General features: G+C 34.9%; 12 protein-coding genes. 11 read left to right on the forward strand and 1 reads right to left on the reverse strand.

Annotation, left to right across the window (positions count from 1 at the left end):
• The first annotated feature begins 76 nt into the window (after nt 1–76).
• From FYJ58_RS05180 to FYJ58_RS05205, 6 genes are all read left to right on the forward strand, one after another.
• Complete coding sequence (locus tag FYJ58_RS05180) at nt 77–1,048, forward strand: CotS family spore coat protein (protein ID WP_154518244.1); 972 nt, start codon at nt 77–79, stop codon at nt 1,046–1,048.
• Between the two features lie 60 nt (nt 1,049–1,108).
• Nucleotides 1,109–2,578, forward strand: coding sequence for a PEGA domain-containing protein (locus FYJ58_RS05185; RefSeq protein ID WP_205839161.1), 1,470 nt, complete (start codon nt 1,109–1,111; stop codon nt 2,576–2,578).
• 18 nt (nt 2,579–2,596) lie between these two features.
• Nucleotides 2,597–4,333 (forward strand): phospho-sugar mutase, encoded by a 1,737-nt coding sequence (locus FYJ58_RS05190; protein WP_154518250.1) that lies wholly within the window; start codon nt 2,597–2,599, stop codon nt 4,331–4,333.
• An 81-nt stretch (nt 4,334–4,414) separates the two neighbouring features.
• Nucleotides 4,415–4,822, forward strand: a complete 408-nt coding sequence (locus tag FYJ58_RS05195; protein ID WP_205839162.1) for a protease complex subunit PrcB family protein — start codon at nt 4,415–4,417, stop codon at nt 4,820–4,822.
• 354 nt (nt 4,823–5,176) lie between these two features.
• Entirely contained in the window at nt 5,177–5,422 is a 246-nt protein-coding gene (locus tag FYJ58_RS05200; protein ID WP_154518256.1) for a Veg family protein, read from the forward strand.
• Nucleotides 5,423–5,591: 169 nt separating this feature from the next.
• Nucleotides 5,592–7,163, forward strand: a complete 1,572-nt coding sequence (locus FYJ58_RS05205) for a DUF3794 and LysM peptidoglycan-binding domain-containing protein (protein ID WP_154518259.1) — start codon at nt 5,592–5,594, stop codon at nt 7,161–7,163.
• An 81-nt stretch (nt 7,164–7,244) separates the two neighbouring features.
• Here the strand turns inward: FYJ58_RS05205 and ispE are convergent, their stop codons facing one another.
• Nucleotides 7,245–8,111 carry a 4-(cytidine 5'-diphospho)-2-C-methyl-D-erythritol kinase gene (ispE, locus tag FYJ58_RS05210; protein ID WP_154518262.1) on the reverse strand — a complete coding sequence of 289 codons (867 nt, stop codon included), beginning with the start codon at nt 8,109–8,111 and terminating at the stop codon, nt 7,245–7,247.
• Between the two features lie 177 nt (nt 8,112–8,288).
• On the opposite strand from ispE, the gene spoIIR reads away from it, so the two are divergent.
• From spoIIR to FYJ58_RS05235, 5 genes are all read left to right on the forward strand, one after another.
• Complete coding sequence (gene spoIIR / locus FYJ58_RS05215; RefSeq protein ID WP_154518265.1) at nt 8,289–8,951, forward strand: stage II sporulation protein R; 663 nt, start codon at nt 8,289–8,291, stop codon at nt 8,949–8,951.
• A gap of 137 nt (nt 8,952–9,088) precedes the next feature.
• Nucleotides 9,089–10,141: a D-alanine--D-alanine ligase family protein gene (locus FYJ58_RS05220; protein ID WP_154518268.1), complete on the forward strand. Its 1,053-nt coding sequence runs from the start codon at nt 9,089–9,091 to the stop codon at nt 10,139–10,141.
• Nucleotides 10,142–10,152: 11 nt separating this feature from the next.
• Nucleotides 10,153–10,962 (forward strand): glutamate racemase, encoded by an 810-nt coding sequence (murI, locus tag FYJ58_RS05225; RefSeq protein ID WP_154518271.1) that lies wholly within the window; start codon nt 10,153–10,155, stop codon nt 10,960–10,962.
• 10 nt (nt 10,963–10,972) lie between these two features.
• Nucleotides 10,973–11,407: a DUF1934 domain-containing protein gene (locus tag FYJ58_RS05230; RefSeq protein ID WP_154518274.1), complete on the forward strand. Its 435-nt coding sequence runs from the start codon at nt 10,973–10,975 to the stop codon at nt 11,405–11,407.
• A gap of 268 nt (nt 11,408–11,675) precedes the next feature.
• Nucleotides 11,676–13,286 (forward strand): ABC transporter substrate-binding protein, encoded by a 1,611-nt coding sequence (locus FYJ58_RS05235; protein ID WP_154518277.1) that lies wholly within the window; start codon nt 11,676–11,678, stop codon nt 13,284–13,286.
• Nucleotides 13,287–13,487 lie beyond the last annotated feature (201 nt).

Below are 13,487 nucleotides of genomic sequence, written 5' to 3' on the forward strand. Positions count from 1 at the left end.
GTGAAACATATGAATGAAACAAGAAGACCTCTCATAAAATTAAAGGTGAAATAAAATTGATGGGAGGTTTTTTGCATTGAATGATAGATTTGCGGAAGTACTGCAAGGCTATGATTTTACTGTCCGAGCGATGAACCGTGCAAGAGGAGCATTTCTTCTTGATACAAATCGGGGGCTTAAGCTTTTAAAAGGGCTTGAAAGTTCGGAAAAGAAGATTATCGCAGAGTATGAATTAACAACGTATTTGTCCGAAAGTTCTTTCCGCTATGTGGATAAGATCGTGAAGAATAAGGAGGGAATGTTGATAACAGCAGACGGACAGGGAGAACGTTATATTGTCAAGGATTGGTTTTCGGGGGAAGAATGTAATGCAAGAGAAAAAGAGGATGTTTTGGAGGGCGCAAGGACTTTAGGACGCCTTCATACATGTTTAAAAAGCTATTCTTTATCGGAAGAAGGAAGTTTAGCAAAGACAACGGATATAAGAACCTCTCTGGAAAAGCATACAAGAGAACTGAGAAGAGTAAAGAGCTATATTCGAGGTAAAAAGAAAAAAAATGAATTTGAAGTGTCGATACTGGACTGTTTTGATATGTTTTATTCCAGAGCAGAGTGGGCTTTGGACTCTCTGGAAGATTGTATGTATCAGGAGCAACAGGTAATTCATGGAAGTTACACCTACCATAATATTTTGCGAATCAAGAATGGCACAGCGGTTGTCAATTTTAATCGGGCAGAATATAATTCTCCAGTTATAGATTTGTACTATTTTTTTAGAAAGGTAATGGAAAAAAACAATTGGAAGATTTCTCTTGGAGAGGGAATTCTTAAGGAATATCAAAAAGCTTGTCAATTGTCAGAGTATCAATGGAAGCTTTTGGGACTTTTATTAGCATATCCGGAGAAATACTGGAAGATAGTGAATCATTATTATAATAACAAAAAATGTTGGACTGCGAATAAAAACGTTCAAAAATTGGAGGGAATACGAGAGCAGGAATGGCAGAAAACGTTATTTTTACAAAAGGTGTTTTCGCTTTCTTTTTAAAGATTTTTGGGTTATAATATTCATAAAGAGTGACAATTCATGATAAAAAGAGGAAGATTTATGTATAATACACAAGAAAGAAAAGGAAAAAGATTATTTTGCCAATTGGGAATACTTTTCATTATTGTAATTTGTATTACCGGATGTCAAAAGAGCAGAGGAAGCAAGAAGGTTGTAAATCCTTCTTCACTTTCTACGGCACAAAACATAGGAAAAGAGAATCCTTATGATACAACATCGACCGGTGTAATAAAGGAAATTGATTTGGAGAGAAACAATATTACAATATTTGATATTGATAAAAAAAGAGATATTACATTTTTATATTCTAGTGCTACGGATATTAAGGATCGATATGAGAAACGTCTGACAATGGACCAGATGGAGATTGGTCAGATTGTTGATGCTTATTATTATAATACAAGCAAAAAAATGACGTTGATGAATATTAATAAGGATTCATGGGATTATTCAAATGTAGATCGATATACAATGGAGAAAACAAATCGTATTATCCGGCTGGGTGAAAAAAATTATCAATATGATGAGAATTTAATTATTTCATCGGGAACAGAATTAATTGATTCCATTGATTTGAATCAAAAAGATCAACTGCTTGTGCGAGGGATTGGGAGTAAAGTATATTCTATTTGCGTCACAAAAGGTCATGGTTATATCCGGTTAAAAAATTATAATGATTTTATTGGTGGAACAGTTGAAGTTGGTTATGGAATTATAGTTCCTATTGTTGATAATATGCTGATTGTAGCGAGGGAAGGGGCTTATTGTGTAAGATTAGAAAATGGTGATTTAAAAGCCGAAAAAAATATTACCTTATTGCGTGATGAAGAGATTACGCTGGATATGGCTCAATATCATAAAAAAGAACCGAAGGTCGGGTATGTGAATTTTCAGATTGATCCAAAAGGTGCAGATTTATATATTAATGGAAAATTGAAGGAGTATGAAGATCCGGTTAAGCTTAATTATGGAAAATATGAAATTAAAGTAACGATGACAGGTTATGAGGACTATGAAGGGATTTTGACAATTGGTGGGTCTACTTCGACTATTATTATTAGTCTGGCGGAAGGTTCTGCCAAGGTAAAAGATAATAAATCCTCATCGAACAGTGGGACATCGGCTTCTTCTGGAAGCTCAAATAATAATAGCTCCGGCAATCATTCAGACAGTAATAATAACTCGTCGGGTGAAGATTCTAAAAATGATTCCGAGCATTCTACTTCAATTGAAGATAAAGATGACAGTTCTTCTGATAATAGCTCTCAATCGGGGACAAAGAAGACAGACAATGCTCATAAGATAACCATCGATGCTCCAAAAGGGGCAGAGGTTTATTTAAATGGAACATTAAAGGGAACGGTACCGGTTTCGTTTAAAAAGGAAATTGGCACACATACAATTACATTAAGTCAAACGGGATATACGACGCGAAGCTATACAGTGGATGTTGTCGATGACGGCGAGGATGTAATATTGAATTTCCCGGAAATGACAAAAACACAATAGGAATAGGAGGAAGTATCTATGGATTACAAGAAAAATTATGAGGAATGGTTACAAAATCCTTATTTTGATGAGGCTACGAAGAAAGAACTTGAGAGTATACGGGAAAATGAAAACGAGATAAAAGAGCGTTTTTATATGGATTTAGAATTTGGGACTGCCGGTCTTAGGGGGATTATTGGTGCAGGTACAAATCGCATGAATGTGTATACGGTTCGTAAAGCGACTCAGGGGCTTGCAAACTATATTTGTAAACAGGGAATGGAAGAGAAGGGCGTTGCGATTGCTTATGATTCCAGACGTATGTCTACTGAATTTGCAGAGGAAGCAGCACTTTGCCTTGCAGCAAATGGGATTAAAGCATACATATTTGAAACACTTCGTCCAACACCAGAATTGTCTTTTGCTGTAAGAGAGCTTCATTGTGCAGCCGGTATTAATATTACGGCAAGCCATAATCCTCCGGAATATAATGGATATAAGGTATATTGGGAAGATGGTGCACAGATAACTCCTCCTCATGACAGTGGAATTATGAGTGAAGTAAAGGCTGTTACTGATTATAGTACTGTTAAGACGATGACGGTGGAGCAGGCAAAAGAAAAAGGGCTGTATCAGGTAATTGGAACAGAAATTGATGATAAATATATGGAGGAACTGAAAAAACAAGTTATCCATTGGGACAGCATAAAAGAAGTTGGAAAAGAGCTTAAGATTGTATATACTCCACTTCACGGAACGGGTAATTTACCGGTGAGAAGAATATTAAAAGAAATTGGATTTGAACAGGTTTATGTTGTACCACAACAGGAACTTCCGGACGGTGAGTTCCCAACAGTAAGTTACCCAAATCCAGAAGCAGAGGAGGCGTTCCAGTTAGGACTTTCGCTTGCAAAGGAGAAGGATGCAGATCTTGTTCTTGCAACGGATCCGGATGCTGATCGGCTTGGTGTTTATGTAAAGGATACAAGATCTGGACAGTATATTCCATTGACAGGAAATATGTCTGGTTGTCTTTTAGCTGACTATGAAATTGGACAGAGAAAAGAAAAAAATGGAAGCGTTCCGTCAGATGGGGCTTTAATTAAAACAATTGTTACTTCTAATATGGCGGCGGCGATTGCAAAATACTATGGAGTTCAATTGATAGAAGTATTGACAGGTTTTAAATTTATCGGACAGAAAATTCTTGGATTTGAACAGTCTGGAAAAGGAGAGTATTTATTTGGATTTGAGGAAAGCTATGGTTGTTTGATTGGTACTCATGCAAGAGATAAAGATGCGATTGTTGCAACTATGGCGTTATGCGAAGCAGCAGCGTATTACAAAACAAAGGGCATGACTCTTTGGGATGCAATGATAGAACTTTATGAACGTTATGGTTACTATAAAGATGGTGTTAAAGCGATTGGCTTAAGTGGAATTGAAGGACTTGAGAAGATTCAGGCTATTATGAGTACGTTAAGAGAAAATACACCAAAAGAGGTTGCCGGTTATAAAGTATTGGCGGCAAGAGATTATAAATTAGATACAATTAAAAACTTAACAACTGGTGAAGTAACTGCTACCGGACTCCCTAATTCCAATGTTCTTTATTATGAATTATCGGATCAGGCATGGCTTTGCGTAAGACCATCCGGAACAGAGCCAAAGATTAAATTTTATTTTGGAATTGTTGGAGAATCGTTAGAGGATGCGGACAAAAAGGCAGCCGATTTTTCGAATGCAATTCAAGAGATGGTTGATCAGCTAATGTAAGCAGGATTGGAATTGTTTTTTTGATTGTCATGAAATCCACAAATAAATCATAAGATATAAAAAATGATAAAAGAGGATGATATGAGAAAATTATATATTATAGTCCTTTGTCTTTTAGGAATGTTTTTTATGATTAGTTGCTCTAAAAAAGCGGACAATTCCGGTCAGGGAAAAGAAATGGAGTTTACGGTTGTAGATGATATTAATATACTGGATGAGCTGAAGGAGATTATTGACGAAAAGAAAAATGACGCATTTCAAATGACCTTTACATCAGGTGATAATATGTATCTGGTTGTTGGTTATGGAGAACAATCTACAGGTGGATATAGTATTAAAGTAGAAAATCTTTGCATGAAAGAAGATGGAATCCACCTAAAGACCAATCTTTTAGGACCGGACAAAGAGGAAAAGGTTAGCAGTAAGCCAAGTTTTCCATATGTTGTAGTAAAAATACAAACTATCGATGCAGAAGTTACATACGAATAGGAAGGGAAACCGTTTGTAGAAAAAGCTAGATTTTGTACGAAAAATGTTGTTGAAAACTAGATATTGTGTAAAAAACAAAAAAACTGGATTTCGGCGATATGCACTAAATATAATCCTTCCTTTTGGTTAATATTCCTTTTTGTATAGGAATGTGGCACTATAAGTGATGAAAATATGCTGTAAAAACTGACTCAAAATAAAAAAGAACTGTACAGAATTTCTTATTCAACTTCATACAAATATTTGAATTTTCAGATAATTCTTTGACAATTTTTTACTCATGTGGTATAGTATTAAGCAGTGCTGATACTTTACAATGAGGGGCAGCCAAATAATTGAACGGAGGCAGAGTGTATGAAGCAAGTTAATGTTAATCAAGTTCGCAGAGCCGTAAACAATCATATTGGCAGTAAAGTGAAAATTATGGCTAATAAGGGTAGACATAAAATTGATGTGACAGAAGGCATTATAATGGAAACATATCCAAGCATATTTCTCATTAAAGTAATTAATGAATTAGAAGAATCTTCGCAGACTGTTTCTTTTAGTTACACAGATGTGTTGACAAAAGATGTACAAATGATGTTATGCAATGAATAATATATGAAGCAAAAAATACTCTTTCATAATAGGTTATGAAAGAGTATTTTTTTACTTTATAGGAAATTACGTCCTATGAATTAAAACGAGAATATCTTCTTATTTTTAAGAATATAGTATATAAACCGATGTATTTTGGTACGGTAAATAATAAGGAGGAGCTTCGAAAATGGAATTGCTTAAAAAAAATATTCATATGAATCGCATCAAATGTAAAAGCAATGTACAGCTTACATTAGATGATGACTATAATGTTCCTGATGTAAAGCCAGACATAGATAAAATTATTAAAGAGCAGGGGACGGTTCATATTCAGGACATTACTCCATCTAATGGGCGTTTTTCGATAAAAGGCGGATTAGATTTTACGGTGTTATATTTAAGTGAGGATGAGGAACATCCTGTACATAGTATTAAGGGGGTGCTGGCGTTTGAGGAAATTGTTAATATGGATTCAGCGTGTGAGGAGGATGATATACGAGTAGAGTGGGAGCTTGATGATATGACAACCTCACTTATCAATTCAAGAAAAATAAATGTAAAAGCAATCATTAGTCTGGATTTTGCAGCAGAAGATGTTTCAGATGAAGAAGCGGCAATTGGTGTTTCAGATGATGATGAGGTTGAATATCAAAATAAAGAAATTGATATAACAGAATTGGTTTTATCCAAAAAAGATACATATCGTATTAAAGATGAGATTGCAATTTCGCTTGGAAAACCAAATGTGGCAGAAATACTATATTCTGAGTTCGAACTTCAAAATATGGATACAAGATTGTTAGAAAATCAAGTTTCCTTAAAGGGGGATTTAAGAGTCTTTTTATTATATACAGGTGATACACAGGAAGAGCAGATTGAATATTATGATATGCAGGTTCCAATTAATGGAACAGTCGAGTGTGACGGCTGTAGTGACTATATGATATCTGATATCAATATGGATATTATAACGAAGGATTTACAAGTAAAACCGGATGATGATGGGGAAGAGCGAATTCTTGATTTGGAAGTTGTTTTAGAATTGGATATGAAAATATATGAGGAGGAGAAATTAGAAGTACTAAGTGATTTGTATTCGGTAAACTGGGAGTTAGAGCCGATTCGAAAAGAAGCTTCTTATAAGAATTTGCTGTTAAGGAATAACAGTAAAGTGCGTCTGTTAGAAAGCATTACTTTAGAACAAGGTCAGCCTCCAATTTTACAAATATGTAATGCAAGTGGTTTTATAAAAATAGACAATAAAGAAATTGTGGAAAATGGAATTATGGTGGAAGGAATATTGGAAGTACAACTGCTTTATATAGCAGAGGAGGATAGACGACCACTTGGCGCAGTGAAAGGAATGATCCCATTTTCTCAATTAGTTGAGATAAAGGATATTATGCCAGACAGTACCTATGATATGAGAGCATCAATTGACCAGCTTAACACATTAATGGTAAGCGGCGATGAAGTTGAAGTAAAAGCTTCGATTAATCTGGATACGATTGTTTTTAATACAGTGAAAGAGTCAATCATAACAGAAATTGAAAACAAAGGTTCTTTGATGGAGAAAATTAAGGATTTGCCAAGTATGGTTGCCTATACCGTGGATGATGGCGATACCTTGTGGACAATTGCAAAAGAATTTTATACAACTGTGGATGACATAAAAGAAATGAATCATCTGGAAACAGATCGTGTGAAAAAAGGAGAGAAATTATTACTGATTAAAGCAGTAGATACAGTATTGGAATAATAGATTTAAAAGAAAAGAGAGAGGTTACTGTAAAAAATAGAGATTATACAGTGACCTCTCTTAGTGTTTATCTAAATTCTTTTATTTATTGAAAAAAGTTGTTAAGAATACCATATTGGAAGGGTCTGCTTCTCTACATTGCTGGTATGCCCGGTCTGCATCTTCCTTTTTTTCAAACAAACCAAATACGGTAGGTCCGCTTCCGCTCATAAGGGCGTTGATTGCATTACAGTTTAGCATTATATCTTTTAAAGTACCGATAACCGGATATTCTGGAATTGTTACAGTTTCCAAAACATTTTCCATACGTTCTGCAATTTTGTGAAGGTTTTTTTCGTGAATTGCTAAAACCATACCATCAATGTCAGGATGTTTTTTTAGCTGGTTTAATTTTAAATTCTCATATACAAATTTGGTAGATACATGAATAGATGGTTTGGCAATTAAAATATAACAGTCGGGAACAGGTGGCAGTGGAGTGAGTATTTCCCCAATTCCTTCAGATAATGCAGTTCCACGCATAATACAGTAAGGAACATCAGCACCTAAGGTAACACCATATTCCATTAAAGTTTGCTTAGAAAGATTTAATTTGAACAAACGGTTAAGTCCGACTAAGGTTGCGGCACAATCAGAACTGCCACCTGCCAGTCCGGCTGCAACCGGAATATGTTTTTCTAATGTGATAGAAAGTCCGGTTTTTATATTGTGTTTTTCTTTGATAAGTTCAGCAGCCTTATACACAAGATTGTTTTCATTTGTGGGAAGAAACGAAAGGTTCGTTTCAATACAAATCTCATTTTTTTCAATTGGCTCTATTATTACTTTATCATAAAGACGAATTGTCTGCATAACCATGCGGACTTCGTGATAATTATCTTCTCTTTTTCTTACAACATCAAGTCCAAGATTAATCTTGGCATATGCGTTTAGGCTGATTGTATTCATAGAGAAACCTCCTGCGATAGTTTGTTAATATCATTAAAAAAATAAAACTGATTTTATTATACATAGAAAAAATGACAGGGGCAATAGAGAAATCTTTAAGTTTCATAAAAACTGTATACTTACCAAATAACTGGATATAATTCAGATAATATAAAAAAACAAAAAGAGGTACATATCATGAATTATGGAATTGAAAAGTTAATTTTTGTATTTGCAGGTATTTTTGTAATTAGCAATATTATATTTGGAAAAAACCAAATGTTTTTGAATGAATCGTGCGAAGAAACCAAAGTAGAGAGTCAGCAAAAGATGCAACAAGGAATTGCAGAGCATATTATTCGTTTTCATGTGATTGCGAACAGCGATACAAAAGAGGATCAAGAATTAAAGCTGAAAGTAAAAGATAGGGTAGTGGAAGCGATGAGACCTAAACTTAAAAATGTTTCTTCTATAGAAGAAGCACGAAAAATTTTGAGAGATAATCAAACGAATATGGAGAAACTTGCAGATAAGGTTATGAAAGAAGAAGGATATTCCTATCAAAGTCATGCAGAGTTAGGAATGACTACATTTCCGGTAAAAAGATATGGAGATTTAACATTTCCAGCCGGGCGATATGAGGCTTTTCGAATACTGATTGGAAAAGCGGAGGGGAAAAATTGGTGGTGTGTTATGTTTCCTACCTTATGTTATGTAGATGAATCATACGATGTTATAACGGAAGAAAATAAGGAAACGTTTAAAAAGGTATTAACAAAGCAAGAGTATGAGAGTATTGAAAAACAAGAGGGGCAGTACTTTTATAAGTTCAAATTGCTTGAGTGGATAAAAGAATTGTAATTGCTTTTTCAGTTATTGTCACTTCCTGTCATTGGAAAAAAAATAAGGTTATTGATTATTTTAAGAATTAAGGTTACAATAACTAAGACTAGTGAAACAAAGTATTCCTTAATGGAAGAGAAAGGAAGGATGAAATAATGAGTAAGAAAACAATAGCAGTGTTGTTTGGTGGACAGTCATCAGAACATGAAGTATCCTGCATTTCAGCAACGACAATTATTTCAAATATAGATAGAGATAAGTATGATGTAATCATGATTGGAATTACAAAAGAGGGAAAATGGTTAAAGGTAAATTCAATCGAAGAAATTCAATCTGATAAATGGAAAGGAAGCAAAGAAACAGCAGTTATTTCTCCAGATGCAACACAAAAAGGTATTTTAGTGCAGAATGGTAAAAAGACAGAGCTGATATCTGTTGATGTAGTATTTCCGGCACTTCATGGTATGTATGGAGAAGATGGAACTGTTCAGGGATTATTAGAGCTTGCAAAGATTCCGTATGTAGGGTGTGGTGTTTTGGCTTCTGCAGTATCTATGGATAAATTATATACGAAAATGATTGTTGATACATTACATATTCGTCAGGCAAGTTACGTTGCAGTATTGAAAAATCAATTAACTGATATGGATACAGTTATTGGCAGAGTGGAAGAAAAGCTTAGTTATCCGGTTTTTGTAAAGCCTTCCAATGCAGGGTCCTCTAAGGGTGTATCAAAAGCTGAAAATAGAGAGCAGTTAGTCGATGCGTTAAAGCTTGCTGCAGAACACGACAGAAAGATTCTTGTAGAAGAAACGATTGTTGGAAGAGAAATTGAATGTGCGGTATTAGGCGGAGCAGAGCCTAAAGCTACTGGTGTTGGAGAGATTCTTGCAGCAGCAGAGTTTTATGATTATGATGCAAAGTATAACAATCAAGAATCAAAAACGGTAATATCACCAGAACTTCCAGAGGGTGTTGCAGAACAAATTGGTAAGGCGGCAGTAGAAATATTTAAGGCTGTTGATGGATATGGTCTTTCAAGAGTCGATTTCTTTGTAGAAAATGGAACAAATGAAATTGTATTTAATGAAATTAATACACTTCCAGGATTTACGTCCATTAGTATGTATCCAATGCTTTGGGAAGAAAAAGGCTTAGGAAAGAAAGAATTGGTTGACAAATTAATTCAGTTAGCCTTTTCGCGATAGGGGGAATCGAAATGGCAAACAACGCTCCGATTGGTGTATTTGATTCGGGAGTAGGCGGACTTACGGTTGCACGGGAAATTATGAACCAGATGCCGAATGAAGAAATTGTGTATTTTGGTGATACGGCAAGAGTTCCATATGGAAATAAGTCGAAAGATACAATTATCGGTTTTTCCAGACAGATTGTAAAATTTTTGCGTACAAAAGAAGTAAAAGCAATTGTAATTGCGTGTAATACAGCGACTGCTTTTGCATTGGAAACGATAAAAGCAGAAAATGATATTCCTATTATTGGAGTTGTTAAATCCGGAGCAAAAGTGGCAGCAAAAGCAACAAAAAATGGGAAAATTGGAGTAATTGGAACAGAAGGAACAATTAATAGTGGGATTTATACTTCTTATTTGAAACAATGGAAGGATAATATTCAGGTATTTCCGAAAGCATGCCCTTTATTTGTTCCATTAGTAGAGGAAGGATTGTTATATGATCCGGTTACAATTGAGATAGCAGAACGGTATTTTAGTGAATTAAAAGGGCATGGAATTGATACATTGGTACTTGGATGTACCCATTATCCATTGATTCGCCATACATTGCAGAAGGTTATTGGTGATGATGTTCAGCTGATAAATCCGGCTTATGAAACGGCACGGTATTTGCGAAGAGTTTTAATGGAACATGATTTGTTACATGAGCCGGCAAAAACAAAAGAGCATTTGTTTTTTGTAAGTGACGGAGCAGAGAAATTTAAGGGATTTGCAAATACAATTCTTCCATGTAAAGTACAGGAAACGAAAGATATTAATATAGAGCAATACTAAGGAGTTGTATATGAATAAAAAGGTACTAGTTTCCATTTCTGGATTACAGACTGAAATCGGAGATGATGAGGCAATAGAAATTGTTTCTCCCGGTGAGTATCATCAAAGAGATGGAAAACACTATATTTTATATGAAGAGATGCATGAAGATGGAGAGGCAGAAAGTGGAGTATCTAAAAATCTTTTGAAAATCTCTCCTGACTATATTGAACTTACAAAAAAGGGATATGCAAATGTCAATATGGTATTTGAAAAAGATAAAAAAACAATGACTTATTACCAGACTCCATTTGGAAATTTGTTAATTGGTCTTTATACAACGAATATTTCTATTATTGAGCAAAAAGAAGGAATGATTGCAACGATTGATTATTCGTTAGACATTAACTATGACTATGTGACAGACTGTAATATAAAGATTAAAGTAATGGACAGAGCACAATAAAACGATATATGATTAAAACAATAGCGATTTTAAAGTATGAAAGACATTCTATGTACTGGAAATTTATCCGGTATATAGAATGTTTTTTTACTTTATAGGAAATTGCGTCCTATGAATTAAAAAGCCCTCCGGGCGGGAACGCACTGCGTCGGAGACGAATTATATCCCCCTACTAGGCTTGTGGGACAAGCTATAGTTTCATATAATTGAAAATGAATTTTATTCGTGATTTAGAGGTTAAAAATTAAAGAGGGGAAAGGTTGAAAGAATGAAACGAAGACAATGGATTATTTTAACAGGGATTTTTATTTTGGCGGGAGCTATTATTAGCAGTTGTGGAAAACAAGAAACTCAAAATAAGAATAAAAGCTTAAAAGAACAAAAGGACGAAGTAATTGTTACTATGCCAGTTACTTCTGAGCCTGAGGCAGGATTTGATCCCGCATATGGGTGGGGTGCTGGTGAACATGTTCATGAACCATTGATTCAAAGTACATTGCTTGTAACAACAAAAGATTTGAAAATTGAAAAAGATTTGGCTACAGATTATTCGGTCAGTGATGATGGACTTACTTGGAATGTTAAAATAAGAAAAGATGTAAGATTTACAGATGGTCAAAAATTGACTGCGGATGATGTGGCATTTACTTATAATAATATAAAAAAATTAAGTACGGTAAATGATTTTACAATGTTAAAAAGAGCAAGGGCAGTTGATGATTACACGGTAGAGTTTGAAATGGAAAAACCATTTTCTATTTGGCCATATACAATGGCAATTGTGGGAATTGTTCCAGAACATGCTTATGATAAAAATTATGGACAAAGTCCTATTGGTTCGGGACGGTATATCTTAAAGCAATGGGATAAAGGTCAACAAGTTATTTTTACGGTAAACCCAGATTATTATGGTAGAGAACCAGAGATAAAAAAGATTACAGTCTTATTTGTGGAAGAAGCAGAAGCCCTTGCCATGGCAATGAGTGGGCAGGCTGACCTTGTACATACAGCAGCTTTATATTCTGAACAGAAAATAAAGGGGTATCAGTTAACAGCAGTAGCCTCTGTTGACAATAGAGGAATTAACATGCCTGCGGTTCCAAGACAGGAAAAAAATGGAACCACAATTGGGAATGATGTTACTTCTGACCTTGCAATTCGTCAGGCTGTTAATATTGGAATTAATCGTGATGAAATGATAGCACATGTATTAAACGGGTATGGGACGCCGACTTATAGTGTTTGTGATAAAATGCCATGGTATAATTCGGAAGCAGAAGTGTCTTATAATAAGGAAGAAGCGAAATCAATTCTTGAAAAAGCCGGCTGGAAAACGAGGAAAACAGGGATTCGGGAAAAGAATGGTATAAAGGCAGAATTTATAGTTATGTATAATCCGGAAGATTCTGTAAGGCAGGCTTTAGCTGAGGATTTTGCAAATCAATTAAAAGAGTTAGGTATTTTGGTAAAGACAGAAGGGGTTGGATGGGATAAGGCATATGAGCGAGCGTTATCAGACTGTCTTGTCTGGGGCTGGGGTGCCCATACTCCGATGGAACTTTATAATATTTACCATTCATCAAAAGATACAAAGCTTGCAGAGTATTCGCCGTATTACAATAAAAAAGTGGATGAATATATGGATGAAGCGTGGAATGCTTCTTTAGAAGATTCCTATGAGTTGTGGCAAAAGGCACAATGGGATGGAGAAGTGGGAATTACACAGGATGGAGATATTCCATGGATTTGGCTATGTAATGTAGATCATTTGTACTTCTTGAAGGAAGGGTTGGAAATTGGGGAGCAAAAGATTCATCCGCATGGACATGGCTGGTCGGTTTTAAATAATGTTGATGAATGGAAATGGAATAAAAAATGAAGTTAGGATATCAGTTGATTCGAATGATTACTCTTTTATTTGCTGTTACTATGGTGACTTTTTTATTGGCTGCCTATAAAATGTCAAGACCTAATGTACAAAAAATATGATATAAAAATGTACAATTAGTCTGTCTGTTTTAAGTGATCTTTTAACCTGTATGATTTTCCTGATATTGGTATTACATGTGCATGATGTAGA

Origin of the sequence: Velocimicrobium porci (assembly GCF_009696045.1) — a bacterium.
GTDB classification, from domain to species: domain Bacteria; phylum Bacillota; class Clostridia; order Lachnospirales; family Lachnospiraceae; genus Velocimicrobium; species Velocimicrobium porci.

Coding starts and splice junctions, on each gene's coding strand:
- FYJ58_RS05185 (WP_205839161.1), top strand. CDS start 1,109: ATGTATAATACACAAGAAAGAAAAGGAAAAAGATTATTTTGCCAATTG.
- FYJ58_RS05190 (WP_154518250.1), top strand. CDS start 2,597: ATGGATTACAAGAAAAATTATGAGGAATGGTTACAAAATCCTTATTTT.
- FYJ58_RS05195 (WP_205839162.1), top strand. CDS start 4,415: ATGAGAAAATTATATATTATAGTCCTTTGTCTTTTAGGAATGTTTTTT.
- FYJ58_RS05200 (WP_154518256.1), top strand. CDS start 5,177: ATGAAGCAAGTTAATGTTAATCAAGTTCGCAGAGCCGTAAACAATCAT.
- FYJ58_RS05205 (WP_154518259.1), top strand. CDS start 5,592: ATGGAATTGCTTAAAAAAAATATTCATATGAATCGCATCAAATGTAAA.
- ispE (WP_154518262.1), bottom strand. CDS start 8,111: ATGAATACAATCAGCCTAAACGCATATGCCAAGATTAATCTTGGACTT.
- spoIIR (WP_154518265.1), top strand. CDS start 8,289: ATGAATTATGGAATTGAAAAGTTAATTTTTGTATTTGCAGGTATTTTT.
- FYJ58_RS05220 (WP_154518268.1), top strand. CDS start 9,089: ATGAGTAAGAAAACAATAGCAGTGTTGTTTGGTGGACAGTCATCAGAA.
- murI (WP_154518271.1), top strand. CDS start 10,153: ATGGCAAACAACGCTCCGATTGGTGTATTTGATTCGGGAGTAGGCGGA.
- FYJ58_RS05230 (WP_154518274.1), top strand. CDS start 10,973: ATGAATAAAAAGGTACTAGTTTCCATTTCTGGATTACAGACTGAAATC.
- FYJ58_RS05235 (WP_154518277.1), top strand. CDS start 11,676: ATGAAACGAAGACAATGGATTATTTTAACAGGGATTTTTATTTTGGCG.